This window comes from Aliihoeflea sp. 40Bstr573 (genome assembly GCF_024105655.1).
Classification (GTDB): Bacteria; Pseudomonadota; Alphaproteobacteria; order Rhizobiales; family Rhizobiaceae; genus Aliihoeflea.
On record NZ_JAAAMH010000009.1, the window covers coordinates 70793 to 97573 of the forward strand.

Below are 26781 nucleotides of genomic sequence, written 5' to 3' on the forward strand. Positions count from 1 at the left end.
GACCACCGCAACCGCGCGCGCCTATGTCGTGAGCCTGCCCGAACAGCGGATGACGAAGCGCATGACGACGCAAACGCCCACGCCTGCCGCCACGCCCGCACCGGCGCAGCCGCTGATGTCGCTGCGTCGCCAGGCCATGTTCTGGCTCGCAGCGGTCGTCGTCTTCGGCCTTTTTCTTTTCGTTTTCTCGTCCGTCCTGCTGCCCTTCTTCGCGGGCATGATCCTCGCCTATTTCCTCGATCCGGTAGCCGACTGGCTCGAGCGGCGCGGCCTGTCGCGCATCTGGGCAACCGTGCTGATCCTGATCTCGTTCGTGCTCCTGCTGGTGATCGGCCTTGCGGTCCTCGTCCCGATCCTAGCCAACCAGCTCGCCGAGTTCATCGAGCGCGTACCGGACTATTTCGCGCGGTTGCAGTCGCTCGTCACCTCGCTCGACTTCGAATGGCTCTCGTCGCGCATCGGCCTGGAGCCGGGCGGGCTGGAGGAGGGGATCAGTTCCATTTTCTCCGAAGGTTCGGGAATGGTCGCGACGCTGCTCGCGTCGATCTGGAGTGGTGGCCAGGCGCTGGTCGACGTCGTCGGGCTTCTGGTCGTCACGCCCGTCGTCGCCTTCTACATGCTTCTCGACTGGGACAAGATGGTCGCGCGCCTCGACCAGCTCGTGCCGCGCAACCATGTCGAGACCGTTCGCCAGATCGCTCGCGACATTGATGCGTCGGTGGCCGGGTTCGTACGCGGGCAGGGCACGCTGTGCCTGATCCTGGGGGCGATGTATGCGGTCGGCCTGACCCTCGTCGGCCTGAATTTCGGTCTCCTGATCGGCATGTTCGCGGGGCTGATTTCGTTCATCCCGTATGTCGGATCTATGATCGGCCTCGTGCTGTCGGTGGGCGTCGCCTTCGTCCAGTTCTGGCCCGAATGGCACATGGTGGCGATCGTGGCGGCGATCTTCTTCGGCGGTCAGTTCATCGAGGGCAACATCCTTCAGCCCAATCTCGTCGGCAAAAGCGTCGGGCTTCACCCTGTATGGCTGATGTTCGCGCTCTTCGCTTTCGGCTATCTGTTCGGCTTCGTGGGGCTTCTGATCGCGGTGCCGGCTTCGGCAGCGGTGGCCGTGCTGGTGCGCTTCGCCATCAGCCGCTACGAGGCTTCGCCGCTCTACAGCGGCGGGCAAAAGCCGCTCGACCGGGGCTGATCCCGTGACGCTCGCGCCAAGAAGACCGCAGCAGATCCCTCTCGATCTCGCGCATCGCCCGGCGACGAGCCGCGACGATCTCGTCCCCGGTGCGTCGATACTGCCTGCCTTGCACCTGATAGATACCTATCCCGACTGGCCTGCGCCGGTTGTGGTGGTCGTCGGGCCGCGCGGCGCTGGAAAGACGCATCTGGCGGCCGCCTGGCAGGAGGTGACCGGTGCTGCCTCGCTCTCGATCGGCGGCATCGGCGCCGAGGCGCTGGACTGGGCCGAGCGCGGTCCGATCCTGGTCGACGATGCAGACCGTGCACCGATCGACGAGACCGGCCTGTTCCATTTGATCAACGCGGTGCGCTCGTCCGGTACACACCTTCTGTTGACGGCCGCCATGCGCCCCGCCGTCTGGCCGGTCGGGTTGCCAGACCTCGTCTCGCGCCTGCGCGCGGCGGCAGTCGTGGAGATCGGCGCGCCGGACGACACGCTCCTCGCCGGTGTCCTGACCAAGCTCTTCGCGGACCGGCAGGTCGATGTCGATCCTGTCGTCATCCAGTACGTGGTCAAGCGAATGGAACGCTCGCTCGAAAGCGCGAATGCCGTTGTTGAGCGCCTAGATTCTGCGGCCCTTGCGCGCAAGTCTCGCATCACCCGCACGCTTGCCGCAGAAGTCCTTGGCGAGGGCTGACGTCCCAGCTCCCGCCCGCCTGACGGCGGTGCCACCGACAGGGGGCCGCCGGCAACTTGCCTAACCACCTGATCCTGTTGCGTATCGGCGATTTTCGACTACTGTTGTGCGAGCGTCATCATGGAGGGGGCCATGCCGCTGCGTCGAAAAGCGGAGGAAGCAGGGATCATGTCGCCTGCCGAACTGGCGCTCCTGTCCCGCGTATACGCGGCGACGAAACGGGCCGGCGAGAACGAGACCGAACGCGAAGCGCGTGCGTCGCGCATTCTCGGCTATTACCTGGCTGGCATCGACGACGAAGACGAGCTCAAGACACTCGCGCGCCAGCCTTTGCAACGATAATCCTCTTGAAGCGCGATCCGGACACGGCGAGCCAGCGCAGGATGTTCGAACTCGGACGGCCAGGCTCTCAAGGCTGGCGTAGAGGCGGTAAGAACATCTTTGAGGGCGTCGCGGTAGATTGGCGATCCCGGCAGGGCTCGAACCTGCGACCATCGGCTTAGAAGGCCGGTGCTCTATCCAACTGAGCTACGGGACCGGAGTAAGCCCTTGGGCTCAGTGCGTCCAAGGAATCTTGCGATCGTAGCGAAAATTCTCGGCATAGGAAATCTGCCGGCGTCGCGCGTCCTTCGGCTCCTGAACGCGGAAGGCGATGCCGTTGCGCTCCGCATAGGCCACAGCTTCCTCGCGTGTTTCGAAGGTGAGACGAATCTGGCTCTTCATGTCGCCCGACGAGGTATAGCCCATCAGGGGATCGATCTTGCGCGGCTGCTCGGGATCGAATTCGAGCACCCAGAAGCCGGTCTTGGCCTTGCCGGACTGCATCGCTGTCTTGGCGGGACTGAAGATACGTGCGGACATCGATCATACTCCATTCGGTCCGCGTGGTCGGAGCGGCAGGATTCGAACCTGCGACCCTCTGGTCCCAAACCAGATGCGCTACCAGGCTGCGCTACGCTCCGATGGTCACGGCGGACGCAGCCTGCCTAGTGGGTCGGCAGGCCGTTCGCAAGGGGAAATCCGCAACCGGGTCGAATTCTCAAGGTTTGAGCGCGTCGAGCCCGGCCTCGATATCGGCCTTGATGTCGGCGACATCCTCCAGGCCGATCTGCAGGCGCAGCACCGGGCCCGGATAGTCGACCTTCGACACGGTGCGGTCGGCAAGGTTGACGTGGACGGCCAGGCTCTCGTAGCCGCCCCAGGAATAGCCGAGGCCAAAGAGCTTCAGGGCGTCGAGAAAGGCGTGCGCCTCTCGCTCGCCGCCGGACGCAAGAACGATCGAGAAGATGCCGCTCGAGCCAGAGAAATCTCGGGCCCAGATCGCGTGATCGGGATGGCTTTCGAGAGCGGGATGGAGAACCCGCGCCACCTCGTCGCGCGTTTCCAGCCAGCGGGCCAGCTCGAGCGCGCTTTGTTGGTGACGATCGAGCCGTACGCCCATGGTGCGAAGGCCGCGCAGTACCTGGTAGACGTCATCCGGGGCCGCGCACACGCCCATCGTCAGGTACGTGTCCCAAACTTGCTCCCAGCAATCCTCGTTGGCCGAAACGGTGCCCAGGAGCACGTCCGAATGACCGGCCGGATATTTCGTTGCGGCATGAATCGAGACGTCGACGCCGTGGTCGAGCGGCTTGAAATAGAGGGGCGTCGCCCAGGTGTTGTCCATCATCACGATGGCGCCGCCGGCATGCGCGGCCTCCGCGATTGCGGGGATGTCCTGCATCTCGAACGTGTTGGAACCGGGCGCTTCGGTGAAGACGACCTTCGTATTCGCCTTCATCAGTGTGGCGATGCTGGCCCCAATTCGCGGGGCGTAGTACTCGACTTCGATCCCGAGCCGCTTCAATACCGTATCGGCAAAGCGGCGGGTGGGATTGTAGATCGAATCGACGATTAGCACATGATCGCCCGCCGAAAGGAAGGCGAGGAGCGGGACCGTGACGGCTGCCAGCCCGGATGGCACGAGGATCGTGCCTGCCGAACCTTCGAGTTCGTTGATCGCGTTGCACAGCGCGTCGGACGTTGGTGTTCCGCGGGTGCCGTAAGTATATTTCTGATTGCGCGATGCCATGGTGGCCGCATCGGGGAACAGCACGGTCGAGGCGTGGACGACCGGCGGATTGACGAAGCCGAAATAGTCGCGCGGGTTGTTGCCGCCATGGGCAAGGCGGGTGTTGATACCTGTGCGATCGACATCGTTCTTCATGCATATCCACCATTGTTTTCAGTCTGGGCACGATCAATACGCGGCTGCACGAACTGGTGCAATGCAACGAGCCTGCCCATCCTCTGGGCAAAGCGCGCGCCAGAGGCGGCATCGGGGAAGATGGCCGATCGATGACGGGCCGATAGGTCCAGTGGTGCTTTCAGGCTTGACCCAGCAAAATTTATGGCCTTCGATGGCCTTTGTGAATGGGAGACAGGGCAGGGGTGCCGGCGGCGCCGGACATCGATTACGGCGCATGTGGCCGCCTCGGCGGCTCCCATACAAGAGAAGACGGGGCATAAGGAACATGCTTCGAAAACAAGAGGGTAGTGGGAAATGAAGAAGTTTATGGTGGGAATTCTCGGCGGCGCCGCGCTGTCGCTCGGTGCGACGGCCGCTTCGGCTGCGACCCTCGACGACGTGAAGGCGAAGGGCTTCGTCCAGTGCGGTGTCCACACCGGCCTCGCCGGCTTTGCCGCCCCGGATGACGCTGGCGACTGGACCGGTTTCGACGTCGACATGTGTCGCGCCGTTGCCGCCGCCGTCTTCGGCGATGCCGATGCCGTGCAGTACACGCCGACCAACGCGACCGAGCGCTTCACCGCGCTGCAGTCGGGCGAAATCGACCTGCTTGCGCGCAACACGACCTGGACGTTGACGCGCGACACCACGCTCGGCCTGACCTTCGCAGGCGTCAACTACTATGACGGCCAGGGCTTCATGATCAACCAGACCAAGCTGCCGGACATCAACTCCGCCATGCAGCTTTCCGGGGCGGCAATCTGCGTCCAGTCCGGTACGACGACCGAACTCAACCTCGCCGACTACTTCGCGGCCAACAACATGGAATACAACCCGGTTGTCTTCCAGGGCTTCGACGAGACCAACGCGGCCTATGAAGCTGGCCGTTGCGACGCCTACACGACTGACGCCTCGGGCCTCTACGCGCTTCGCCTGACGCTCGCCAACCCGGACGAGCACGTCGTTCTGCCGGAGATCATCTCGAAGGAGCCGCTCGGACCTGCCGTCCGCCAGGGCGACGACCAGTGGTTCAACATCGTAAAGTGGACGCTTTACGCGATGATCCAGGCCGAAGAACTCGGAATCACGTCGGAAAACCTCGAAGAGATGATGACTTCGGAGAGCCCGGAGATCCGTCGCGTCCTCGGACTTGAGGATGAATCGACCATCGGCCAGGGCCTCGGCCTCGAAAACGACTGGGTTCAGGCGATCGTCCGCGAAGTCGGCAATTACGGCGAAGTGTTCGACCGCAACATCGGCAGCGGCAGCCCGCTTGCCATCGCGCGCGGTCTGAACGCGCTTTGGACCGATGGCGGCCTGCAGTACGCGATGCCGATCCGCTAAGCGAGATCGGACTGGCATCGGGAGGCGGTAATCCGCCTCCCGTTCTCTTTGGCGCGGAGGGAAAATGGCTTCGCAGATGAGTGTGCGCGCCGAAGAGCCCGCACAAGTTTCCTGGGTGAATGATCCCAAGACGCGCGGCATCGTCGTTCAGGTCGTCGTCGCGGTTGCGCTGATCGGTTTCATCTACTGGATCATCGGCAACACGGCTGAAAACCTGCGGCGCGCGAACATCGCGTCCGGCTTCGGCTTCCTGTCTGGACGTGCAGGCTTCGATCTGAGCCAGTCGATGATCCCCTATTCCTCGAACTCGACCTTCCTGCGGGCGATCACCGTTGGCCTTCTGAACACCATGCTCGTGGCGATCACAGGCATCATCACGGCGACGATCGTCGGTTTTCTCATCGGTCTCGGGCGTCTGTCGCGTAACTGGCTGATCGGACGCATTTGCACCGTTTATGTGGAGGTCTTCCGCAACATCCCGCCGCTGCTCGTTATTTTCTTCTGGTATGTCGGTGTTCTGGCCGTCCTGCCCGGACCGCGTCAGTCAGTCGATCTGCCCTTTGGCGGCATGATCAACAATCGCGGGTTCTATATGCCGCGCATCATCGCCGAACCGGGCTTCTGGCTTGTTCCGGCAGCGTTCGCACTGGCCGTGGTCGCGCTGATCGGGATCGTCGTTTGGGCGCGTCGCCGTCAGATGGCAACCGGTCAGACATTTCCGACCGTCAGGGTTGGCTTGGCACTCTTGATCGGACTGCCTGTCATTGCCTTTCTCATCACGGGTAGCCCGGCAACGATCGAATATCCTGAAATGGCAGGCTTCAGTCTGCAAGGCGGCTGGGTGGTGCGGCCGGAATTCCTGTCGCTGTATCTGGCGTTGTCGCTCTATACCGCCTCTTTCATTGCCGAGATCGCCCGCGCGGGCGTCCTCGGGGTTGCCAAGGGGCAGTCGGAAGCTTCGTATTCGCTCGGGATTTCGCCCCGTCGCACCCTGCGGCTGGTCGTCGTGCCGCAGGCGCTTCGGATCATCATCCCGCCATTGACGAGCCAGTATCTGAACCTGACCAAGAACTCGTCGCTCGCGATTGCCGTCGGTTATGCCGACTTGGTCGCGATCGGGCAGACGACCATGAACCAGACCGGTCAGGCGATCGAAGTCGTCGCCATCTGGATCGTCGTTTATCTCGGTCTCAGCCTGCTCACCTCGGCCTTCATGAACTGGTACAACGCCAAGATGGCGCTGGTGGAGAGGTAAGGACCATGCAGGAACACGACCTTTCCTACGTCCGCATGGAGATGGTGAATGCCCAGAACGCGCCCGAGCGCGAAAAGGGCGTCACCCGATGGCTGCGCAAGAACCTGTTCGCCACACCGATGGACGGCGTGCTGACCCTGATCGGCCTTTTGATCGTCGCCTATGCGCTGCCCAACATCATCCGCTGGGCTTTCATCGACGCGGCCTGGGTCGGGCCGGACCGTTCGGTCTGCTCGACGCAGTCGCAGGGCGGCATCCAGCCCGACGGCTGGTCCGGCGCCTGCTGGGCCTTCGTCAACGCCAAGTTCTCGCAGTTCATGTATGGCCGCTATCCGGTCTTCGAGCGCTGGCGGGTGAATCTGACAGCGGTGATGTTCGTCGCGCTTCTGGTGCCGCTCCTGATCCCGCGCGTTCCGTTCAAGGCGATCAATGCGATCGTGTTTTTCGGCGTGTTTCCGGTCGTCGCCTATTTCCTGCTCGTCGGCGGCTCGTTCGGATTGTCTACCGTCCAGACCTCGCTGTGGGGCGGTCTTCTCGTCACGATGGTGCTGTCCTTCGTCGCCATCTCGGTATCGCTGCCATTCGGCATCCTTCTGGCGCTCGGGAGACGCTCGAAACTGCCGGTCATCAAGATGATCTGCGTCGTCTTCATCGAGACGATTCGCGGCGTGCCGCTGATCAGCGTGCTGTTCATGGCAAGCGTCATGCTGCCGCTCTTCATGCCGGCCGGGACGACGTTCGACCGCTTCCTGCGCGCGGTGATCGGTCTGTCGATCTTCGCATCGGCCTATATGGCCGAAGTGGTCCGCGGCGGTCTGCAAGCCATTCCGAAGGGTCAGTACGAAGGCGCGTCATCGCTCGGTCTCGGATACTGGCAGTCGATGGGGCTGATCGTCCTCCCGCAGGCGCTGAAGCTGGTGATCCCGGGAATCGTGAACACCTTTATCGGCCTCTTCAAGGATACGAGCCTCGTCTACATCGTCGGAATGTTCGATCTGCTCGCGATCGTGCGCCAGAACTTCTCGGATTCGAACTGGGCATCGCCGCAGACCCCGAAATCCGGCCTGATCTTTGCCGGGCTGGTCTTCTGGGCCTTCTGCTTCGCGATGTCGCGCTATTCGATCTACATGGAACGCCGGCTCGATACCGGCCACAAGAATTAAGGCCAAGGGAACCGACATGGCTATTCAAGACGCCGCAACGGCAAGTGATCGTCCGCTCGACCGCTCGAAGATGCAGATTTCCGACACGGACGTGGCGATCGAGATCGTCGGCATGCACAAATGGTATGGCGACTTCCACGTGCTGCGCGACATCAATCTGAAGGTGATGCGGGGCGAACGAATCGTCGTGTGCGGGCCCTCCGGCTCGGGCAAGTCGACCATGATCCGCTGCATCAATCGGCTGGAAGAGCACCAGAAGGGCAAGATCGTCGTCGACGGGATCGAACTCACCAACGATCTGAAGAGGATCGACGAGGTGCGCCGCGAAGTCGGCATGGTGTTTCAGCACTTCAACCTCTTCCCGCATCTGACAATTCTCGAGAACTGTACACTGGCGCCGATCTGGGTGCGCAAGATGCCGAAGAAGCAGGCCGAAGAAGTCGCGATGCACTATCTGGAGCGTGTCAAAATCCCCGAGCAGGCGAGCAAATATCCAGGCCAGCTTTCGGGCGGCCAGCAGCAGCGTGTCGCCATCGCACGCTCCTTGTGCATGAATCCGCGCATCATGCTCTTCGACGAGCCGACTTCGGCGCTCGATCCCGAAATGATCAAGGAAGTGCTGGAAACGATGGTCGGCCTTGCCGAGGAAGGCATGACCATGATCGTCGTGACCCATGAAATGGGATTCGCGCGCCAGGTCGCCAACCGCGTCATCTTCATGGACCAGGGCCAGATCGTCGAGCAGAACGAGCCGAAGAAGTTCTTTGACAATCCGCAGCATGAGCGCACGAAGCTGTTCCTGAGCCAGATCCTGCACTGATCGTGGCCTAGCGAAGCCGCCGGTCGCGGCTGCTTCGCGGCCTCCTCGCGCTCGTTGTCGCGGCGGTTGCCGCATTTGTTCTCGGCGCGATCGTTCCGCGTCCGCTCTTTGCGACCGATGACACGGCGACAACGCGCCAGGTGCTGCTCGTCGCCAACGCGATCCATACCGACATCGCTTTTCCTGCCGATCCGGACATCCTCGCCCGGTTCGGATTCCTCGCCGAAGACGGCCTGCCGCTCGACGCGCCGGAGCTTGCCTGGCTCGTGGTCGGCTGGGGCGGACGCGCCTTCTATCTCGAAACGCCGACCTGGGCGGATTTGAAGCCGGGCCCGGCGGCCAAGGCGCTGACGCTTGATCGTGCCGTGATTCATGCCGCGCTTGGCGGCGAAATCGCACTGCCTGCCGAGGGTGTTGTCGTCCTCGAAGTGGGCGAACGGGAAATGACGGCGATGATCGACGAGGTGCTGGCGACGCTTGTGTCAGATGCGGCCGGACGGCCGGACGTGATCGAGGGTGCCGGATATGGCGAGTTCGATCGCTTCTACGAAGCGCGAGGCTGGTTCAACGTGCTGGTCGGCTGCAATTTGTGGACGAGCCGCGTGCTGCGCGAAGGCGGGTTTCGAACCGGCTGGTGGAACCCGCTACCGGTCAGCCTGCTATGGTCTGTCAGCACTCACAATGCGGCGGCATCGAATCCGTAGAGCCAGTCGAAATCGGCGGAGAGGCGTTCTGGAGAACGCGTCTTGAGAACGAGATTGCGCGCGAGCGCGACCGGTCCCGCCGCATGCCAGGTGAAGCGATTGAAGCGCGCACGGCCGGCGACGCGGGCAAGGCGCGGGCGGCGGACGGCTTCGTAGCGGGCGAGAGCCGCAGGGATGTCGGGCGAGGCGCGAAGGACGGCGGCGAGTGCCGCGCCATCTTCGATGGCCATGGCAGCCCCTTGCGCCGCATAGGGCGTCATCGCATGTGCCGCATCGCCCACCAGGAACCCGCTTGCATCGCCCCAATTTCCGGCAGGATCGACGTCGTGGACCGGCCAGCGCGTCCAACCGCGCACCTCCGCAAGAAGATCATGCAGCGTATGGGCGCGATGATTTGGCAAGGGCACGACATCGGCGACGGATTGCGACCAATCTTGCGAGCCCGCCGTGCCGGGTATGATCGCCACCAGATTGAGCGCCTTGCCCTGGCGGATCGGGTAGGCGACGAGGTGGAAGGAGGGGGCAAGGAGCGCGGTGACGCTGGTCGGCGACAGGTGAGCGGCGAGATCGGCGAAGGCGTCGTCATTGGCTTCCACGAGCGCGCGCCACGCGACATGGCCACTGAAGCGGGCACGAGATGCACCCGGGAGGCCGGCGCGCGTCGAGGACCAGACGCCATCCGCGCCGATGACCAGATCCGCTTGCGTCGCGGGATCGATTTCTGTTCCAAAACAGATGCTTATCTTTGATTCCTGCACGGCCGCAGCAAGCAATTTCTGCTGCAAGTCGCCGCGATGGATGACGAGATAGGGCGCGCCCCATCGTTTGGCGGCAAAATCGCCGAGTGCGACGGCAGCGAGTGGCTTCAGGCTGCGCGCGTCGCGAAGTTCGATCGCTTCGGGCGCGACGGAGGCGGTTTGAAGGGCAAACAGAAGATCCAGCCGGTCAAGAAGCCGGGTCGCGTTGGGGGACAGCTGCAGGCCCGCCCCGACGGGTTCGAGCCTCTGCGCGCGTTCGCGGATTTCGACTTCCCAGCCCGCGCGGGCAAGAAAAAGGGCGGTCGTCAGGCCCGCAATGCCGGCACCTGCGATCTGGACGCGCCCGTTCACCTCAGGCGGCGTTCTCGTGATAGGCGGCGCCCGCAGGCACCGTCTCGGCAGCCTTCAGGCTCGCATTGAAGCGGTAGAGGGTGGAACAATAAGGGCAGACCTTCTCGTCGTCGTCGCCCATGTCGAGGAAGACATGCGGATGGTCGTAGGGCGGATTGGCACCGACGCACATGAATTCCTTGACGCCGATCTCGATGACCGGATGGCCCTCGTCGTTCTGGAAATGGGGAATTGCGTGACCGGCCATGACGGACTCCGAAGATCGTACGAATAGGCCTTGAGCGTTTGCAGCATCGGCCTCACCATTGCAAGATGTGTGATATGAAACTGTCGCAAAAGGCTGGCAGGAACGGGCATTGGTCGCGACAGTCGCGCCGCGCGGGAGCCGGGTAATCAGATGAACGAGATGAAGCCAGTCGAACGCAGCTTTGCAAGCCCGGTGGCAAAGCTCGTCAAGTCGCCAGACGACAATCCGGACCGCTTCGTCAATCGCGAATTCTCCTGGCTGCAGTTTAATCGCCGCGTGCTGGATGAATCGCATAATCCCAGCCATCCGCTCCTGGAGCGGCTGCGCTTCCTGTCGATCTCGGCGACCAATCTCGACGAGTTCTTCATGGTCCGCGTCGCCGGCCTCGCCGGTCAGGTACGCGCCGGCATCGCCATTAAGAGCCCAGACGGGCGCACGCCCGAGGAACAGCTCGAACAGATCCTGATCGAGGTATCGAGCCTGCAGGAAGACCAGCAGCAGAGCTTTTCGCTGCTCGCCGAGCTTTTGCGCAAGGAAGGCGTCGAGATCGTTCGCACCGCGCCCTTGTCGAAGGAGGACAAGGCCTGGCTGGAGGATCATTTCCTCGAGGCGATCTATCCGGTCTTGACGCCGCTCTCGGTCGATCCCGCCCATCCGTTCCCCTTCATCCCCAATCTCGGCTTCTCGATGGCGCTGCAACTGCGCCACCGCAAGGACGGTGAGGAGATGTCGGCGCTCCTGCGGCTGCCGGTGGCGCTAAACCGCTTCATCCGCCTGCCGGACAAGCGCAAGCACACGCGGTTCATCGCGCTGGAAGACGTCGTCGAGCTTTTCATCGGCCGGCTCTTTCCGGGCTACGAGGTGAAGGGGTCGGGCACGTTCCGCATCATTCGCGACAGCGATATCGAAGTGGAAGAAGAGGCCGAGGATCTGGTCCGCCTGTTCGAAACGGCGCTGAAACGGCGCCGGCGCGGGCAGGTGATCCGCATCGAGTTCGACGACGAGATGCCGGCGGCCCTGCGCGAGTTCGTCGCCTCGCAGCTCAATGTCGGCCCGTCGCGCATCAGCGTCCTGTACGGACCGCTCGCAATCAGCCACATTTCCGAGATCGTGTCGCTGCCGCGGGACGACCTGAAGTTCCAACCCTTCAACCCGCGCTTTCCCGAACGCATACGCGAACATGGCGGCGATTGCTTCGCGGCGATCCGCGAGAAGGACATCGTCGTCCACCACCCTTACGAATCCTTTGATGTCGTGGTCCAGTTCCTGCGCCAGGCGGCGCTCGACCCTGACATCGTCGCCATCAAGCAGACGCTCTACCGCACCTCGAACGACAGCCCGATCGTGCGCGCGCTGATCGATGCCTCGGAGGCCGGCAAGTCCGTGACGGCACTGGTCGAACTCAAGGCGCGCTTCGACGAGGAGGCCAACATCCGCTGGGCGCGCGACCTCGAGCGTGCGGGGGTGCAGGTCGTCTTCGGTTTCCTCGAACTGAAAACTCACGCCAAGATGTCGCTTGTCGTGCGCCGCGAGGACGGCAAGTTGCGCAACTATGTGCACCTTGGCACCGGCAACTACCATCCGATCACCGCGCGCATCTACACGGACTTGTCCTATTTCACGTGCGAGCCGCAGATCGCGCGCGACGTGGCGCAGGTCTTCAATTTCATCACCGGCTACGCCGAGCCGACCGACCAGATGAAGCTCGCCATATCGCCGTTCACGCTGCGCCAGCGCCTCCTTGACCACATCCGCGCCGAGATCGATTTTGCCAACGCTGGCAAGCCGGCGCAGATCTGGCTGAAGATGAATTCGCTGGTCGACCCGGTCGTGATCGACACGCTTTACGAGGCGAGCCGCGCGGGCGTCGAAATCGACATCGTCGTGCGCGGCATCTGTTGCCTTCGCCCGCAGGTGCCTGGTCTTTCGGACAACATCCGCGCAAAGTCGATCGTCGGCCGCTTCCTAGAGCACAGCCGCATCTACTGCTTCGGCAACGGCTACGGCCTGCCCTCCGACGAGGCGATCGTCTACATTTCGTCTGCAGACATCATGCCGCGCAATCTGGACCGACGCGTCGAAACACTCGTTCCGATTACCAACCCGACCGTCCACGAGCAGGTTCTGGGCCAGATCATGCTCGGAAACCTGATGGACAACCGGCAAAGTTTCGAAGTATTGCCGGACGGCACCTCGCGGCGCATGGTGCCGGAGGAGGGGGAAGAGCCGTTCAACGCGCAGGAATATTTCATGACGAACCCGTCTTTGTCCGGCCGTGGAAATGCACTGAAATCCCATGCGCCGAAACGGATCGCGCGCCATCGCCGCAAGAAGCATGACTAAGGCCGTATGATCGCCACCTCCCAAGGCCGGTTGCAGGACCGGCGTCCGCTGTCGATCATCGACATCGGCTCGAACTCCATACGCCTCGTCATCTATGAAGGCATTGCGCGCTCGCCGACCGTGCTCTTCAACGAAAAGATGCTGGCGGGCCTTGGCCGCGGCATCGTGACCACCGGCAAGCTCGATCCAGATGGCGTGCGCCGCGCGGTCGAGGAATTCGGCCGCTTCCGCGCTCTTTCCGAACAGGCGGGCGCTGAAAGCCTGCACGTCATCGCGACCGCCGCAGCGCGCGAGGCCGAGAACGGACCGGACTTCATCTCGCGCGCCGAGAACATCCTGGACACGAAGATCAAGGTGCTGACGGGCAGACAGGAAGCGTACTATTCCGCGCTCGGCATCATTTCGGGCTTCCATCAAGCCGACGGGATCGCAGGCGATTTGGGCGGCGGCAGCCTTGAACTCGTCGACGTCAAGGGCGAGACGATAGGGGACGGCATCACGCTGCCGCTTGGAGGGCTTCGCCTGCAGGAAATGGCGCAGAACTCGCCGACGGCTGCAACCCGCATCGCGCGCACCGAACTGATCCGCGCTCAGCTTCTGCGCGGCGGGCAGGGGCGCACCTTCTATTGCGTCGGCGGCACATGGCGTAACCTTGCCCGGCTCCACATGATGGTGAACGGTTATCGGCTCAACGTCATGCACCACTACGAAATGCCGATGGATGGGCTGTCGGATTTCCTCAAGCAGGTCGCATCCGGCGAACTCGACAAGGTCAAGGGGATCGACCGGATTTCCAAGAACCGGCGAGGGCTCCTGCCTTACGGTGCGACGACGCTGCTCGAAGTTATGCGCTCGATGAAGCCGGAAAAGGTCGTCGTCTCGGCGCTTGGCGTGCGCGAGGGCTATCTTTATTCGCTGCTCTCGCAGGAGGAGCAGAAAAAGGACCCGCTGATTTCGGCCGCCGAGGAACTGGCGATCCTGCGTGCACGCTCGGTCACCCATTCGCGCGAACTGGCCGAATGGACGGGCGAAAGCTTCCGCGCCTTCGGCATCGAGGAAAGCGAGGCGGATGCGCGCTATCGGCAGGCGGCGTGCCTGCTGGCCGATATCGGCTGGCGCGCCCATCCCGAATACCGTGGCACACAGTCACTCAACATCATCGCGCACGCCTCGTTCATCGGCGTCGACCATCCCGGCCGAGCCTTCATCGCGCTGGCGAATCTGTTCCGCCACGAAGGCGTGTTCGAGGACGCGGTCTCGCCGGAAATGCGCTCCCTGGCGACGCCGCATTATGTCGAACGCGCGCGTGTTCTCGGCGCGCTCTTGCGGGTCGTCTATCTTCTCTCTGCGTCGATGCCGGGCACCATTCCGGAGCTGACCTGGCGCACGCGTCCGGACGGTACGCTCTGCCTCGTCATTCCCGCCGAACATGCCGGATTGATGGGCGAACGCCCGGCCGGGCGCATGGGGCAGCTATCCAAGGTGCTTGGCCGCCCGATGGAACTGGTGGTCGACGACCGGTAGCTAGCCGGCGGCGTCGATGTCGAACTCGACGATCCGGCGCTTTTCGAATTTGAGGCCGATTTCGCCGCGAACGAGCTGAAGCGCACGTTCTCCGAAGACTTCGCGGCGCCAGCCCGAGAGAGCCGGAACGGCCGCGTCTTCGCCTTCGCCTGCGATCTTCTCGAGATCGTCGCCTGACGCCAGCACCTTGGGCGCAACGCCTTCCTTCTCGGCGATGATCTTGAGAAGGACCTTCAGGAGTTCGACTGCGGCACCCGATCCTTCCGGCTGATGGACCTGCTTGGGCATCTTGGGAAGCTGTTCCTTGGGAAGGTCAAGCGCCTGGTTAACGACTTCGAGGAGAGCGGCTGCGGTCGACGAGCGCTCCCAGCCCTTCGGCGTCGAGCGCAGCCGCCCGAGCGCGTGGCTGTCGCGCGGCCCCTGCTGTGCGATCTCGTATATGGCGTCGTCCTTGACGACGCGCTGGCGCGGCACGTCGCGCTCACGGGCCTCGCGGTCGCGCCAGGCGGCGAGCGCCTGGACGATTGCCAGTTCCTGCGGCTTGCGCACGCGCATCTTGAGCCGCTTCCAGGCATCGTCCGGATGTGGATCGTAGGTCTCACGAGCGGTGAGGATGTCCATCTCCTCGGTCAGCCAGTGGGCGCGATCCTCGCGCTCGAGCTCGGCGCGCAGATATTCGTAGACCTCTATCAGGTAGGTCACGTCGGCAAGCGCGTATTCGAGCTGCTTGTCGGTAAGCGGGCGGTGGCGCCAGTCGGTGAAGCGCGACGATTTGTCGAGCCGCGTGCCGGTCACCTTCTGGACGAGCTGGTCATAGGACACGCTATCGCCGAAGCCACACACCATCGCCGCGACCTGCGTGTCGAAGACGGGGTGCGGAATCATGTCGCCGAGATGAAAGACGATCTCGATGTCCTGCCGCGCGGCATGGAAGACCTTGACGACCTTCTCGTTCGCCATCAGCCGGAAGAAGGGGGCGAGGTCGATGTTCTTGGAAAGCGGATCGACCAGCGCGGTGACGCCGGGCGCCGCCATCTGGATCAGGCACAGGATCGGCCAGAACGTCGTCTCGCGAATGAATTCGGTATCGACGGTAACGAAACTCGACTCTTCGAGCTTTGCGATGACGGCTTCGAGTTCGGCCTGATCCTGGATGAGATGCATATCTTGCTTGGCTATCCTGTCCTTTGCTTCTCATTCACAGCCGATCAACCGCGCGTCAACCGGATTCTCGCCACAAATCACTCCAGGCGGTCTGCGCTGCGCGGCTTGTGGGCCAACTTGGCGAAAAAAGGCGACGTGCGCAAAAGAGCGGTGAAGCGACCGCGCTCTGCGCGCGGCGGGGCGGCGCGCACGCGCATCCGGTAAAGCGTGACGCAGATGAAGAGCGCGTAGACGCCGACGAGATAGAAAAAGAGCGCCGAATTGCCGAACTGCGTGAGAAGCGCGGAGGAGGCAAGGGGGCCGATCACGGCGCCGATGGCATAGAAGAACATCAGCGCCGCAGCGACTTTCACGTAGCCGCCTTCGCCGGCATTGTCGTTGCCGTGAGCGGCAGCGAGCGAATAGACCGGCATGGCGAAGGCGGAAAATACCAGGATCAGGGCGAAATGGACGATGCTGCCGGAAGCAGTCGCCATGGCAAGCGCGAGTGCGGCAAGCATGGCTGCGGCCGACGTCAGCAGCAGCGTCTTGCGGCGGTCCCATTTGTCCGACAACGCACCGAGCGGATATTGCAGCACCACGCCGCCGATGACGCCGAGCGAGATGAAGGTCGCGATCTCGCCGACATTCATGCCGATCGACTGCGCATAAAGCGGGCCGACGAGGCGAAAGGCGCTGTTAGCCAGACCCGCGACCGCCGATCCGATGCAGGCAAGCGGCGAGATGAGCCACACGCTTCTCAGGTCGAGCTTCAGTTCCACCGGCGGTTTGGGGTTGGAGCGGTCGCCGAGCGAAACCGGCACCAGCGACAGCGTAATCATGATGGCCATGACGCCGAAGATCGTGAAGCCGTCGATGCCGAATAGCGGGATCATGAACTGCGACAAGGTGGTGCCGACGAGATCGATGACGCGGTAGACGGCGGTCGCCCGCCCGCGCGCCGCGTTGCCCACGCTTGAATTGATCCAGCTTTCCATCACCGTGAACAGGCCGGCGAAGCAGAAGCCGATGACGAAGCGCACGACGACCCACAGCAGGGGATCGAGAAAGAGGACGAGCGTCAGCGTGCCGCTGGCCGCAAGCGCCGCAAGCGCGGCGAAGGCGCGGATGTGCCCGACCGCGCGCAGCATCTGCGTAATCGTCATGCAGCCGAAGAAAAAGCCCGCGAAATATGCCGCCCCAATGACGCCGATGAGGCCTGTCGAAAAACCTTCCTCCTGCCCGCGCAGCGCGATCAAAGTGCCCTGCAGTCCATTGCCGGCAAGAAGTATGCCGGCAGCGAGAAGAAGGGGAAGGAGAGGGCGAATGGAGGTCATGACAATCCGGGACGGTGGCCAACTCTATAGTCTGCGGCGCATCCGCTGGCCATGATCCAACTTGACTCTAGGATCGCCCCACAGACGCGTCCGGACCCATCGATTAGGCCCGCTGGGGCATCCGTGTTAGTGTCTATTTGTTTCAGCTGGAAACAATCTGTAATCTGACGGAGGGATGATTCATGTCCCATACTGCCTCACTTTCGCAACGTTGGGCGGAATACCGGCCGACGAAGACAGCCTGGTTCTGGTCGGGCGCCGCGATTGCGGTTGGAACGATGGTGATCGGATTTACCGTAGGCGGCTGGACCACCGGCGGAACGGCGCAGGAGATGGCCGAGGATGCCGCGCGCGATGCGCGTGCCCAATTGGCGTCTGCCATCTGCGTTCATCGGTTTTCCGCGGCGCCGGATGCTTCGGCGAAGTGGGCAGAACTGAAGGATGCGTCGAGCTATGAGCGCGACAACATGATCGAGGATGCCGGCTGGACCACGTTCGCGGCGATGGAAGAGGCGGTGCCGGGGGCGGCCGACATGTGTGCCGACGAACTCGTCGCCATGGAGAGCCTGCCGACGACGAGAGCTATCGCGGCACCAGTCGCGACCGACGGATAACTCTTTGGGCCGTGCCCACGCCGGGCGCGGCCCTTGTGAATAAGGGAAAAGTGATGATGAAGCGGATATCGGGAAACGCATGGTGGGTCATGGCGACGCTGGTGGTCGCCGGCGGCATCGCGCCCGCCGCCTCCCAGTCGCGCATGTCGGTCACGGACGAAAACAACTTCCGCCGCACTTGCCCGTCGCTCGAATGCGGCTCAATCGGCCGGTTCTATGAGGGCGAATCCATCGTCGTTTACGAAACCATCAATGGCTGGTCGCGCGTGTCCGAATATTACACGGCAGGGTGCTTCGACGGCCGCTCCATCTATGTCGAAAGCGGCTCGGACGCCTGTACCGCCGAGAATGGCATCCGCCAGGGCGAACTTGCCGAGTGGATCAGAACGGATTTCCTCGCCAAGGCGGGAGACATAGCCGGCTGACGCTACGCGCCGTCTCGCCGACCATTGCGAAATCTTGACAAAGCCGGCCCCGCATGCGCTTTTCGCGCGAAATTTCGGGCCAGTCTGTTCGACGGCAAGCCCGGCGACCATCGAACCAGTCTGGAAGAACCTCCCATGCACGCCTACCGCAGCCACACTTGCGCGCAACTTCGAAAGAGCGACGTCGGCGCGAATGTGCGCCTGTCTGGCTGGGTGCACCGCGTCCGCGACCATGGCGGGCTGCTCTTCATCGACCTGCGCGACCATTACGGCCTGACGCAGATCGTCGCCGACCCCGATTCGCCTTGCTTCAAAGTCGCCGAGACGGTGCGTGGCGAGTGGGTTATCCGCGTCGACGGCGAGGTCAAGGCGCGCAAGGACGAGACTGTCAACGCGAACCTGCCGACCGGCGAGATCGAGATTTTTGCGCGCGGCATGGAAGTCCTGTCGAAGGCGAAGGAATTGCCGCTGCCGGTCTTCGGCGAGCCGGATTATCCCGAGGACATCCGCCTCAAATACCGCTTTCTAGACCTTCGCCGCGAAACGCTTCACCGCAACATCGTGCAGCGCACGAAGATCATTGCGGAAATGCGCAAGCGCATGGCCGATGTCGGCTTCACCGAATATTCGACGCCGATTCTGACGGCCTCGTCGCCGGAGGGCGCGCGCGACTTCCTCGTGCCCTCGCGCCTGCACGAAGGCAAGTTCTATGCACTGCCGCAGGCGCCGCAAATCTACAAGCAGTTGATCATGGTCTCGGGCTTCGACCGCTATTTCCAGATCGCGCCCTGCTTCCGCGACGAGGATCCCCGCGCCGACCGCCTGCCAGGCGAATTCTACCAGCTCGACCTTGAAATGAGCTTCGTCGAGCAGGAAGACGTGCTCTCGACCATGGAACCGGTGCTGCGGCAGGTCTTCGAGACCTTCGCGAACGGCAAGCCGGTGACCCAGAAATTCCCGCGCATCTCCTATGACGAAGCCATGCGCAAATACGGCTCCGACAAGCCGGACCTGCGCAACCCGATCGTCATGGAAGCAGTGTCGGAGCATTTTGCCGGCTCGGGCTTCAAGGTTTTCGCCAACATTCTGGCGACTGACGAAAAGGCCGAAGTCTGGGCGATCCCGGCCAAGACCGGCGGCTCCAGAGCTTTCTGCGACCGCATGAATTCATGGGCGCAGGGCGAAGGCCAGCCTGGTCTCGGCTATATCTTCTGGCGCAAGGAGGGCGACAAGCTCGAAGGTGCCGGACCGATCGCCAAGAACATCGGCGAGGAGCGTACGGCGGCAATTGCAGCTCAGCTCGGTCTCGGCGACGGCGACGCCTGCTTCTTTGTCGCGGGTGATCCCAAGAAGTTCGTGGCGTTTGCCGGCGCGGCTCGCACCCGTGCGGGCGAGGAACTGAACCTAGTCGACCGTGACCGGTTCGAACTGTGCTGGATCGTCGATTTCCCGTTCTTCGAGTGGAACGAGGACGAAAAGAAGATCGACTTCGCCCACAATCCGTTCTCGATGCCGCAGGGCGGCATGGAGGGCTTGCAGGGGGACGACCCGCTGGCGCTGAAGGCGTTCCAGTACGACATGGTCTGCAACGGCTTCGAGATCGCCTCGGGCGGCATCCGCAACCATCTGCCGGAGACGATGGTCAAGGCCTTCGAGATGGTCGGCCTTGGCCGTGAGACGGTCGAGGAGCGCTTCGGTGGCCTCTACCGCGCCTTCCAGTACGGCGCGCCGCCGCATGGCGGAATGGCGGCCGGCATCGACCGCATCGTCATGCTGCTCGTGGGCGCGAAGAATCTGCGCGAAGTGACCATGTTCCCGATGAATCAACAGGCGCAGGACCTCCTGATGAACGCACCTTCGGCGGCAACGCCGCAGCAATTGCGCGAACTGCACCTGCGGATCGCGCCGACGACGACGAAGGACGCCTGACAAATGCCGGCGGAGGGGATGGCTCGGCACCGCCCTCCGCGCATTCTCCTGACGGGATTTTCCGTCTTCCCCGGCGCCCCGGTCAATCCGACCGAGGCCCTGGTGCAAAGCCTGCGTGAAACGCCTCTCGCCATCGACGCCGATCTGAAGACTGCGGTACTTTCGGTCGAATATGACACGATCGCCGCCCAGCTTGCCGCGCTCTGTGCAGACTTCCAGCCGGACATCGCGCTTCATTTGGGGCTCGCGCGCGAGTGCAGGGGCTTCCGGCTCGAACGCATTGCGCGCAACACCAATGCCGGGGCGCGGCCGGACAATCTAGGCAATACGCCTCAGTCGACTTCGATCTGCGCGGGGCCTGCAACGCTGGCATCGACCCTCCCGCTCGAAGAGATCGAACGGCGCCTTGCTGGCGCGGGCCTGCCGGTCGAGTGGTCCGACGATGCGGGCGGCTATCTGTGCAATACCGTCTTCACGCTCTCAGCCGCGCATGCCTGCGACGGGCTGACGCCCGCCATGACGGGCTTCATCCACGTTCCGCCGCTTGATACGGACGCTTCTGCGACCGGCGCGACCATGTCGTTGGCCGACCTGCGTCAGGGTGCTGACATCATATTGCAGGCGACCGTCGGCGCATGGAGGCGGTCATGATGCGGCGGGCGTTTCTGGCGCTGGCCATGCTCGCCGCGGCCGCCCCCGGCGCCAAGGCGAATTGGGAGGCCGTCGAACGTGTGGAGCCCTATTCGATATCGGGCACGACGGGCATCGAGCTCTATCAGTCGATTGGCGCCAGAGGTCCAAAAATTGGGATCGGCCGAGCCATCGCCTACACGAATTTCGATCTGAAATGGTCGCGCGACTACCAGCCCCAGCCGGACGGCTCATGCGTCCTGGTCACCGCGCGCCCCAATTTGATCATCACCTACGCGCTGCCGAAGCCGTCAAGCACGCTGGCACCGGCCATGAAACTCGCCTGGGATCGGTTCATCGACGGCATCCGCGCCCACGAGAAGGTGCATGGCGAGGACATCAAGGAGATGGTCAGGGCCATCGAGGCCTATTCGGTCGGCCTAAGCGCGCCCGACGATGCCCGTTGCCAGAAGGTCCGGCAAAAGCTTCAGGCCCGGCTTGGCGAACTTTCGCAGGCGCAGCGCCAGAAGAGCCGCGACTTCGACCGGGTCGAGATGAGCAGTGGGGGCAACATCCACCAGCTCATCCTGACCCTCGTCAACGGCTGAGTTTTTTTCGCTAGTCGTTCGCCGTCACGCTCAAATTGAGTTGCTGCACGAGTGCGTCGGGCGAGGCCATGCCGGCTGCCAGCAACATCGAGAAGGGGACCGGGTTTTCCGGCGCGGCGCGGATTGTCAGCGATTGCGGGTTGTCGATGAACTGCGACAGCGCACCCGTCACCATCTGCGAAAGCTGCGGTGCGTTTATGCCGGCCATCATGAAGGGAAGGACGGCCTTCGTCTGGCTGGCGACATCGGCGGCGGAAACGCCCTGGTCCTGCGCTGCGTATTCCAGCACCTTCGTCGTCAGCGATGCGTCGTCGAACTTGATCTCAAGCCCATGCAGATTGAGCTGCTGCATCAGGCCGAGCATGGCAAGCCCGTGCCGCGACTGCTCCGCTTCCGAACTTGCGGCCATGCGCTCCGACGTCTCGCGCAGGGCCTTGATGAAATCGGGCGTGTAGCCGCTGACGTCGAAGCTGATGCCGAGCGTGCCGGCATCGTCGACGACGAAATCATACTGCGACAGCTTCAGCCTGCCGTCACCGGCGGCCCAGCTTCCGGCAAAATCCATTCGGCCGGAAACCTGATCGTAGCCGAGACGCGACAGGACTTCGGACTGCTTGGGGTCTTCCGTGGCGCTGAGATCTGCGGTGAACGCGTCGGCGCCGCCGGTGAATGCCAGTTCGCCGTCGCCCTCGGGCGGGCTGATCTCGACGTTCAGATTGGCGAGCGAGAAAATCTCGCGCCCTTCGGTTTCAAGCGTGGCTGAGCCGAGCGCCGCACGTTCGTAAAAGAATATTTCGGCTCCGGCGATGTCCACGCCCTCGTTCGGAAGGAAGACCTCGTCCATGACCAGGTCGGTCAAGGTGAGTGTGCCGCCGGCCTCGGTCGCCGAATAGGTCGGCATGGAAATGCGGCCGACGCGGTAGCCATTCTCGTCGTCAGCAATGCCGGTCAGCTCGATGTCGCCGATCGGCTCGGCAGTTCCCTCGGAGGTCACGGTGACGCCGGTGAGCGTCGCATTCGACCCTGAAACGTCTGCCTCGGACCAGTCGAGCACAACGCCCTGGGCCTCCATCAGGGCCTTCATGCGGGCGAGCGCAGCGTCGACGTCCTGCGCGAAGGCTCCCGAGAACGTGGTCACCGCCAGCGCGGCGCCGAGCGCCAGTGTCGTCATTTCAGTCGCAACGATCTGCATCGAATGTACCTTGATCTTGAATTTGCCGGAAGAATGCGCGCAGACGCGGTGAAAACGCAAATGATGTTTCTGTGGGGGAATATCGTGGGGCGGCGCTTTTCGGTGGATTGACAAGGGGTGCGACGGCCAGTGGCCTTGCTGCGAATCCCCCGTCTGGTTAAGCCATACCCATGGGAAAAAGCCTTTTGCCGCCTGGCGCCGGAGACGGTGACAACATCGAGCCGGTCGACCTGAAGAAGGCGCTCGAGGAGCGCTATCTGGCCTATGCACTCTCGACCATCATGCATCGCGCGCTGCCGGACGTGCGCGACGGGCTGAAGCCGGTCCATCGGCGCATCGTCCATGCGATGCGCCTTCTGCGGCTGAACCCCGAGCAAGGATTCGCCAAGTGCGCCCGCATCGTCGGCGAGGTGATGGGCAAGTTCCATCCGCATGGCGACCAGTCGATCTATGACGCGCTGGTGCGCCTGGCGCAGTCCTTTTCGGTGCGATATCCGCTCGTCGACGGGCAGGGCAATTTCGGCAATATCGACGGCGATAACGCGGCCGCGATGCGCTACACCGAGGCGCGCATGACCGAGGTGACGACCGAGCTTTTGGCCGGCATTACCGAAGACGCGGTCGATTTCCGCCCGACCTACAACGAGGAGGACGAAGAGCCGGTCGTTCTTCCCGGGGCCTTCCCGAATCTGCTGGCGAACGGCTCGTCCGGCATTGCCGTGGGCATGGCGACCTCTGTGCCGCCGCATAACCTTGCGGAGCTATGCAAGGCTGCGCTCCACCTGATCGACCATCCGGACGCCGAGGTCGAGGACCTCCTGACCCGCGAGCCGCACCCGACCGATCCGGACGAGAACATGGTGCGCGGGCCGGACTTCCCCACCGGCGGCATCATCGTCGACGATTTCGACATGATCGCGCAGGCCTACAAGACGGGACGCGGCTCATTTCGCGTGCGCGCGAAATGGATGCAGGAGGATCAGGGCAGGGGTACTTATCAGATCGTCGTCACCGAAATACCCTACGGCGTGCAGAAGGCGCGGCTGGTCGAAAAGATTGCCGAGCTGCTGCTTGCCCGCAAGCTGCCGCTGCTCGATGACGTGCGCGACGAAAGCGCGGAGGACATCCGCCTCGTCCTGGTGCCGAAGAGCCGGCTGGTCGACCCGGCGCTCCTGATGGAATCGGTCTTCAAGCTGACCGAGCTCGAAAGCCGCTTCCCGCTCAACATGAATGTGCTCACGCGCGGCAAGGTGCCGAACGTGCTCTCGCTCAAGGGTGTTCTGGTCGAGTGGCTGGAGCACCGCAAGGAAGTGCTGATCCGGCGCTCGCGCCACCGGCTGGCGGAGATCGAGAGGCGGCTGGAAATCCTCGGCGGCCTTCTGATCGCCTACCTCAACATCGACGAGGTGATCCGCATCATCCGCGAGGATGACGAGCCCAAGAAGGTGATGATCGCCCGTTGGGACCTGACCGACATCCAGGCGGAAGCCATCCTCAACATGCGCCTGCGCAATTTGCGCAAGCTGGAGGAGTTCGAGATCCGAAAGGAGCACGAGGCGCTATCGGCTGAGAAGACCCAGATCGAGGGCCTGCTCGCCTCCGAGACGAAACAGTGGAAGACGATCCGCTGGGAGGTGGAGAAGATTCGCGACAAGTTCGGCTCGCACACCGATCTGGGCAAACGCCGCACCCAGTTCGCCGACGCGCCCGAACATGATCTCGGTGATATTCACCACGCCATGATCGAGAAAGAGCCGGTGACAATCGTCGTCTCCGAAAAGGGCTGGCTGCGCGCAATGAAGGGCCACATGGCCGACTTCACGTCGCTGACCTTCAAGGAGGGCGACAAGCTCAAGCTCGCCTTCCACGCGCAGACCACTGACAAGATCATCGTCTTCACCACTGGCGGCAAATTCTACACGCTGGGCGCGGACCGCCTGCCGGGTGGGCGCGGGCATGGCGAGCCGATTCGCATCATGGTCGACATGGAGAACGATCAGGACATCCTGACCGCCTTCGTTCACGACGCCCAGCGCCGGCTGCTGCTCGTCAGTCGCGAGGGTTACGGCTTTACCGTTGCGGAAGCCGAAGTCGTCGCCAACACGCGCAAGGGCAAGCAGGTGATGAACGTGAAGTCGCCCGACGAGGCGCGGCTTTGCCTGACGGTTTCAGGCGACCATCTCGCAATTGTCGGCGAGAACCGAAAGCTGTTGGTCTTTCCGCTGGTGGAAGTGCCGGAAATGACGCGCGGCAAGGGCGTGCGCCTGCAGCGCTACAAGGATGGCGGCGTGTCGGACGCAAAGACCTTCGCGATGGAGGCGGGGCTGACCTGGACGGATTCGGCCGGGCGCGGGTTCACCCGCAGCCAGGCCGAGCTGATCGAGTGGATCGGCAACCGTGCCGGCGCCGGCCGTATGGTGCCGAAGGGCTTCCCGCGCTCCGGAAAGTTCAACTGAAGAAACGAAAAAGGGCGCCGACGGCGCCCTTTCGAACTCAGGCCTCGCGCTTCGGCTTCTTCTTCTTGAAGCCATCCGGGCGCTTCTCGAATTTCGGCTTTCCCGGCTTCTTCGACCAGCCCTTCTTCTCGAACTTCTGGTCCGGCTTCTGGCCGCGATGCGCCGGCTTGGCGTCGCGTGCGAATTCCGGCGTGCCTTCGACCCGGCGCACGCGGATGCCGCGTTCGAGGTCGCCCTTCTTGCCGATGAGTGCGGCGAAGCGGTCGGCGGAGCCCGCCGCGATCTCGACGAAGGTCTCCTCCGGCATCATCTTGATCGCGCCGATGTCTTTCTTGGTCAGGTTCCCGTTGCGGCAGAGCATCGGGATCAGCCAGCGCGGCTCGGCATTCTGCTTGCGCCCGATCGACAGCGAGAACCAGACGGCATCACCGAACGGTTCGCGTTCCTTCGCGGCTTTCCGCTCCTCGACGAAATTGACCTCCATCAGATCTTCGGGCGCAGAGCGGCCCGCGCGGTAGGCGCGGATATAGGCGGCGGCAACCTGTTCGGCGCCGTGCTTGTCAATGATCTGGCGAACGAACTCCTCGACGTCTTCGGTGATCGGCTCGCTCAAGGCGGGATCGGCAAGCAGGCGCTCGTCGTCACGCTGCACGACTTCCTCGGCTGTTGGCGGCTTGCCCCACTGGGCGTTGATGGAGGCACTTTGAAGAAGCCGGCTGGCGCGCTTGCCGGCCTTGTTCGGCACTATCAGGACGCTCATGCCCTTGCGACCGGCGCGGCCGGTGCGGCCCGAACGGTGAAGGAGCGTTTCACGATTGGTCGGCAGATCAGCGTGGATGACGAGTTCGAGGTTCGGCAGATCGATGCCGCGCGCGGCGACGTCGGTGGCGATGCACACTTGCGCGCGTCCGTCGCGCATGGCCTGCAGCGCATGCGTGCGCTCGTTCTGGCTGAGTTCGCCCGAAAGCGCGACCACTGAGAAGCCACGATTGTTGAAGCGCGCGGTCATGTGGTTGACCGCCGCGCGCGTCGAGCAGAAGACGAGCGCGTTGGTCGGCTCGTAATAGCGCAGGACGTTGATGATCGCGTTCTCGCGATCTGCCTCGGCGACGCTCAGCGCGCGGTATTCGATGTCGCCGTGCTGGCGCGCTTCGGCCGCGGTCGAGATGCGCACGGCGTTGCGCTGGTAGTTCTTGGCAAGTTCGGCGATCGGCTTCGACACCGTGGCCGAGAACATCAGCGTGCGGCGGTCGTCGGGCGCGGCTTCGAGAATGAACTCGAGGTCTTCGCGAAAGCCAAGGTCGAGCATCTCGTCAGCTTCGTCGAGCACGACGGCGCGGATATCGTCGAGCTGTAGCGAGCCGCGCGTGATGTGGTCGCGAAGGCGCCCCGGCGTGCCGACGACGATCTGCGCGCCACGCTCCAGGGTGCGGCGCTCCGAACGCATGTCCATGCCGCCGACACAGGAAGCCACGGTGGCGCCGGTCTCTGCATAGAGCCATTCGAGTTCGCGCTTGACCTGGAGTGCCAGTTCGCGCGTCGGCGCGATAGCGAGCGCCAGCGGCGCGGCAGCGGGGCCAAAACGCTCATCGTCGCCCAGAAGCGTCGGCGCGAGTGCGAGGCCGAAGGCTACGGTCTTGCCCGAGCCGGTTTGCGCCGAGACGAGCGCGTCGGCATCTCCGAGTTCGGATCCGGTGACGGCTTTCTGCACCGGGGTCAAAGAGGAATAGCCGCGCTTTTCAAGTGCGGCGGCAAGCGGAGGCAAGATGCCTTCGAATTCGTTCATCGGTCGTCTTTCGGGAGTGGACGCGCGGGCGCAACGGACGCGGCGCTG

The 26781-nt window shown here is 63.3% G+C and carries 24 protein-coding genes and 2 tRNA genes; 16 read left to right on the plus strand and 10 right to left on the minus strand.

Features of this window, described 5'->3' with window-relative positions; translation table 11 throughout:
• Positions 1 to 61 precede the first annotated feature (61 nt).
• The 3 genes from GTK01_RS12790 (at position 62) to GTK01_RS12800 (ending at position 2219) form a co-directional block, all read left to right on the plus strand.
• Positions 62 to 1195: an AI-2E family transporter gene (locus GTK01_RS12790; protein ID WP_371924350.1), complete on the plus strand. Its 1134-nt coding sequence runs from the start codon at positions 62 to 64 to the stop codon at positions 1193 to 1195.
• A 4-nt stretch (positions 1196 to 1199) separates the two neighbouring features.
• Positions 1200 to 1877, plus strand: coding sequence for a DnaA regulatory inactivator HdaA (hdaA, locus tag GTK01_RS12795; RefSeq protein WP_252926279.1), 678 nt, complete (start codon positions 1200 to 1202; stop codon positions 1875 to 1877).
• A 132-nt stretch (positions 1878 to 2009) separates the two neighbouring features.
• The gene (locus tag GTK01_RS12800; protein WP_252926280.1) at positions 2010 to 2219 is read left to right on the plus strand and encodes a hypothetical protein; all 210 of its coding nucleotides are present in this window, start codon (positions 2010 to 2012) and stop codon (positions 2217 to 2219) included.
• A 119-nt stretch (positions 2220 to 2338) separates the two neighbouring features.
• Here GTK01_RS12800 and GTK01_RS12805 read toward each other — a convergent pair.
• The 4 genes from GTK01_RS12805 to GTK01_RS12820 all read right to left on the minus strand — a co-directional run bounded on the left by GTK01_RS12805 (position 2339) and on the right by GTK01_RS12820 (position 4083).
• Positions 2339 to 2415: transfer RNA gene (locus tag GTK01_RS12805), tRNA-Arg, on the minus strand.
• 17 nt (positions 2416 to 2432) lie between these two features.
• Complete coding sequence (locus GTK01_RS12810) at positions 2433 to 2738, minus strand: ETC complex I subunit (RefSeq protein ID WP_252926281.1); 306 nt, start codon at positions 2736 to 2738, stop codon at positions 2433 to 2435.
• A 24-nt stretch (positions 2739 to 2762) separates the two neighbouring features.
• Positions 2763 to 2839: transfer RNA gene (locus GTK01_RS12815), tRNA-Pro, on the minus strand.
• A gap of 77 nt (positions 2840 to 2916) precedes the next feature.
• Positions 2917 to 4083: a cystathionine beta-lyase gene (locus GTK01_RS12820; protein WP_252926282.1), complete on the minus strand. Its 1167-nt coding sequence runs from the start codon at positions 4081 to 4083 to the stop codon at positions 2917 to 2919.
• A gap of 336 nt (positions 4084 to 4419) precedes the next feature.
• On the opposite strand from GTK01_RS12820, the gene GTK01_RS12825 reads away from it, so the two are divergent.
• The 5 genes from GTK01_RS12825 to GTK01_RS12845 all read left to right on the plus strand — a co-directional run bounded on the left by GTK01_RS12825 (position 4420) and on the right by GTK01_RS12845 (position 9390).
• Positions 4420 to 5448 carry an amino acid ABC transporter substrate-binding protein gene (locus GTK01_RS12825; RefSeq protein ID WP_252926283.1) on the plus strand — a complete coding sequence of 343 codons (1029 nt, stop codon included), beginning with the start codon at positions 4420 to 4422 and terminating at the stop codon, positions 5446 to 5448.
• A 64-nt stretch (positions 5449 to 5512) separates the two neighbouring features.
• Positions 5513 to 6703 (plus strand): amino acid ABC transporter permease, encoded by a 1191-nt coding sequence (locus GTK01_RS12830; protein ID WP_252926284.1) that lies wholly within the window; start codon positions 5513 to 5515, stop codon positions 6701 to 6703.
• Between the two features lie 5 nt (positions 6704 to 6708).
• A complete protein-coding gene (locus tag GTK01_RS12835) occupies positions 6709 to 7866 on the plus strand; it encodes an amino acid ABC transporter permease (protein ID WP_252926285.1) in 1158 nt (385 codons plus the stop codon).
• Between the two features lie 16 nt (positions 7867 to 7882).
• Complete coding sequence (locus GTK01_RS12840; RefSeq protein ID WP_305883890.1) at positions 7883 to 8686, plus strand: amino acid ABC transporter ATP-binding protein; 804 nt, start codon at positions 7883 to 7885, stop codon at positions 8684 to 8686.
• Positions 8687 to 8715: 29 nt separating this feature from the next.
• Entirely contained in the window at positions 8716 to 9390 is a 675-nt protein-coding gene (locus GTK01_RS12845; protein WP_252926390.1) for a TIGR02117 family protein, read from the plus strand.
• Here the strand turns inward: GTK01_RS12845 and GTK01_RS12850 are convergent.
• Together GTK01_RS12850 and GTK01_RS12855 are read right to left on the minus strand one after the other, a co-directional pair.
• Entirely contained in the window at positions 9363 to 10499 is a 1137-nt protein-coding gene (locus GTK01_RS12850; protein WP_252926286.1) for an FAD-dependent monooxygenase, read from the minus strand. The genes GTK01_RS12845 and GTK01_RS12850 overlap by 28 nt on opposite strands.
• Before the next feature lies 1 nt (position 10500).
• Positions 10501 to 10746 (minus strand): zinc-finger domain-containing protein, encoded by a 246-nt coding sequence (locus GTK01_RS12855; RefSeq protein ID WP_252926287.1) that lies wholly within the window; start codon positions 10744 to 10746, stop codon positions 10501 to 10503.
• Between the two features lie 150 nt (positions 10747 to 10896).
• On the opposite strand from GTK01_RS12855, the gene GTK01_RS12860 reads away from it, so the two are divergent.
• A complete protein-coding gene (locus tag GTK01_RS12860) occupies positions 10897 to 13089 on the plus strand; it encodes an RNA degradosome polyphosphate kinase (protein WP_252926288.1) in 2193 nt (730 codons plus the stop codon).
• A gap of 6 nt (positions 13090 to 13095) precedes the next feature.
• The gene (ppx, locus tag GTK01_RS12865) at positions 13096 to 14613 is read left to right on the plus strand and encodes an exopolyphosphatase (protein WP_252926289.1); all 1518 of its coding nucleotides are present in this window, start codon (positions 13096 to 13098) and stop codon (positions 14611 to 14613) included.
• Here ppx and rnd read toward each other — a convergent pair whose 3' ends face one another.
• Positions 14614 to 15777, minus strand: coding sequence for a ribonuclease D (rnd, locus tag GTK01_RS12870; protein WP_252926290.1), 1164 nt, complete (start codon positions 15775 to 15777; stop codon positions 14614 to 14616).
• A 77-nt stretch (positions 15778 to 15854) separates the two neighbouring features.
• Complete coding sequence (locus GTK01_RS12875; RefSeq protein ID WP_252926291.1) at positions 15855 to 17093, minus strand: MFS transporter; 1239 nt, start codon at positions 17091 to 17093, stop codon at positions 15855 to 15857.
• 182 nt (positions 17094 to 17275) lie between these two features.
• Between GTK01_RS12875 and GTK01_RS12880 the strand changes: the two genes are divergently transcribed.
• From GTK01_RS12880 to GTK01_RS12900, 5 genes are all read left to right on the plus strand, one after another.
• Positions 17276 to 17707 (plus strand): hypothetical protein, encoded by a 432-nt coding sequence (locus GTK01_RS12880; protein ID WP_252926292.1) that lies wholly within the window; start codon positions 17276 to 17278, stop codon positions 17705 to 17707.
• A gap of 56 nt (positions 17708 to 17763) precedes the next feature.
• Positions 17764 to 18132, plus strand: coding sequence for a hypothetical protein (locus GTK01_RS12885; protein WP_252926293.1), 369 nt, complete (start codon positions 17764 to 17766; stop codon positions 18130 to 18132).
• A gap of 135 nt (positions 18133 to 18267) precedes the next feature.
• Positions 18268 to 20061, plus strand: a complete 1794-nt coding sequence (gene aspS / locus GTK01_RS12890; protein WP_252926294.1) for an aspartate--tRNA ligase — start codon at positions 18268 to 18270, stop codon at positions 20059 to 20061.
• 18 nt (positions 20062 to 20079) lie between these two features.
• Positions 20080 to 20712 carry a pyroglutamyl-peptidase I gene (locus GTK01_RS12895; protein WP_252926295.1) on the plus strand — a complete coding sequence of 211 codons (633 nt, stop codon included), beginning with the start codon at positions 20080 to 20082 and terminating at the stop codon, positions 20710 to 20712.
• Positions 20712 to 21299, plus strand: a complete 588-nt coding sequence (locus GTK01_RS12900) for a DUF922 domain-containing Zn-dependent protease (protein ID WP_252926393.1) — start codon at positions 20712 to 20714, stop codon at positions 21297 to 21299. Before GTK01_RS12895 ends, GTK01_RS12900 begins: the two co-directional genes overlap by 1 nt.
• 10 nt (positions 21300 to 21309) lie before the next feature.
• On the opposite strand, the gene GTK01_RS12905 is transcribed toward GTK01_RS12900, so the two are convergent.
• Complete coding sequence (locus GTK01_RS12905; RefSeq protein WP_252926296.1) at positions 21310 to 22491, minus strand: hypothetical protein; 1182 nt, start codon at positions 22489 to 22491, stop codon at positions 21310 to 21312.
• 170 nt (positions 22492 to 22661) lie between these two features.
• Here GTK01_RS12905 and parC point away from each other — a divergent pair, with 170 nt between their 5' ends.
• The gene (gene parC / locus GTK01_RS12910) at positions 22662 to 24947 is read left to right on the plus strand and encodes a DNA topoisomerase IV subunit A (RefSeq protein ID WP_252926297.1); all 2286 of its coding nucleotides are present in this window, start codon (positions 22662 to 22664) and stop codon (positions 24945 to 24947) included.
• Between the two features lie 37 nt (positions 24948 to 24984).
• Here the strand turns inward: parC and GTK01_RS12915 are convergent, their stop codons facing one another.
• On the minus strand, positions 24985 to 26733 hold the full coding sequence (locus tag GTK01_RS12915) for a DEAD/DEAH box helicase (RefSeq protein WP_252926298.1): 1749 nt from the start codon (positions 26731 to 26733) through the stop codon (positions 24985 to 24987).
• Positions 26734 to 26781: the final 48 nt, after the last annotated feature.

Excerpts from the sequence above, each read along its gene's own strand:
- parC (WP_252926297.1), top strand. The coding sequence starts at position 22,662 with ATGGGAAAAAGCCTTTTGCCGCCTGGCGCCGGAGACGGTGACAACATC.
- aspS (WP_252926294.1), top strand. The coding sequence starts at position 18,268 with ATGCACGCCTACCGCAGCCACACTTGCGCGCAACTTCGAAAGAGCGAC.
- GTK01_RS12860 (WP_252926288.1), top strand. The coding sequence starts at position 10,897 with ATGAACGAGATGAAGCCAGTCGAACGCAGCTTTGCAAGCCCGGTGGCA.
- GTK01_RS12790 (WP_371924350.1), top strand. The coding sequence starts at position 62 with ATGACGACGCAAACGCCCACGCCTGCCGCCACGCCCGCACCGGCGCAG.
- GTK01_RS12885 (WP_252926293.1), top strand. The coding sequence starts at position 17,764 with ATGAAGCGGATATCGGGAAACGCATGGTGGGTCATGGCGACGCTGGTG.
- GTK01_RS12830 (WP_252926284.1), top strand. The coding sequence starts at position 5,513 with ATGGCTTCGCAGATGAGTGTGCGCGCCGAAGAGCCCGCACAAGTTTCC.
- GTK01_RS12800 (WP_252926280.1), top strand. The coding sequence starts at position 2,010 with ATGCCGCTGCGTCGAAAAGCGGAGGAAGCAGGGATCATGTCGCCTGCC.
- GTK01_RS12880 (WP_252926292.1), top strand. The coding sequence starts at position 17,276 with ATGTCCCATACTGCCTCACTTTCGCAACGTTGGGCGGAATACCGGCCG.
- GTK01_RS12820 (WP_252926282.1), bottom strand. The coding sequence starts at position 4,083 with ATGAAGAACGATGTCGATCGCACAGGTATCAACACCCGCCTTGCCCAT.
- GTK01_RS12875 (WP_252926291.1), bottom strand. The coding sequence starts at position 17,093 with ATGACCTCCATTCGCCCTCTCCTTCCCCTTCTTCTCGCTGCCGGCATA.
- GTK01_RS12840 (WP_305883890.1), top strand. The coding sequence starts at position 7,883 with ATGGCTATTCAAGACGCCGCAACGGCAAGTGATCGTCCGCTCGACCGC.
- GTK01_RS12900 (WP_252926393.1), top strand. The coding sequence starts at position 20,712 with ATGCGGCGGGCGTTTCTGGCGCTGGCCATGCTCGCCGCGGCCGCCCCC.
- GTK01_RS12810 (WP_252926281.1), bottom strand. The coding sequence starts at position 2,738 with ATGTCCGCACGTATCTTCAGTCCCGCCAAGACAGCGATGCAGTCCGGC.
- GTK01_RS12905 (WP_252926296.1), bottom strand. The coding sequence starts at position 22,491 with ATGCAGATCGTTGCGACTGAAATGACGACACTGGCGCTCGGCGCCGCG.
- GTK01_RS12855 (WP_252926287.1), bottom strand. The coding sequence starts at position 10,746 with ATGGCCGGTCACGCAATTCCCCATTTCCAGAACGACGAGGGCCATCCG.
- GTK01_RS12825 (WP_252926283.1), top strand. The coding sequence starts at position 4,420 with ATGAAGAAGTTTATGGTGGGAATTCTCGGCGGCGCCGCGCTGTCGCTC.
- GTK01_RS12915 (WP_252926298.1), bottom strand. The coding sequence starts at position 26,733 with ATGAACGAATTCGAAGGCATCTTGCCTCCGCTTGCCGCCGCACTTGAA.
- ppx (WP_252926289.1), top strand. The coding sequence starts at position 13,096 with ATGATCGCCACCTCCCAAGGCCGGTTGCAGGACCGGCGTCCGCTGTCG.
- GTK01_RS12895 (WP_252926295.1), top strand. The coding sequence starts at position 20,080 with ATGGCTCGGCACCGCCCTCCGCGCATTCTCCTGACGGGATTTTCCGTC.
- rnd (WP_252926290.1), bottom strand. The coding sequence starts at position 15,777 with ATGCATCTCATCCAGGATCAGGCCGAACTCGAAGCCGTCATCGCAAAG.
- GTK01_RS12835 (WP_252926285.1), top strand. The coding sequence starts at position 6,709 with ATGCAGGAACACGACCTTTCCTACGTCCGCATGGAGATGGTGAATGCC.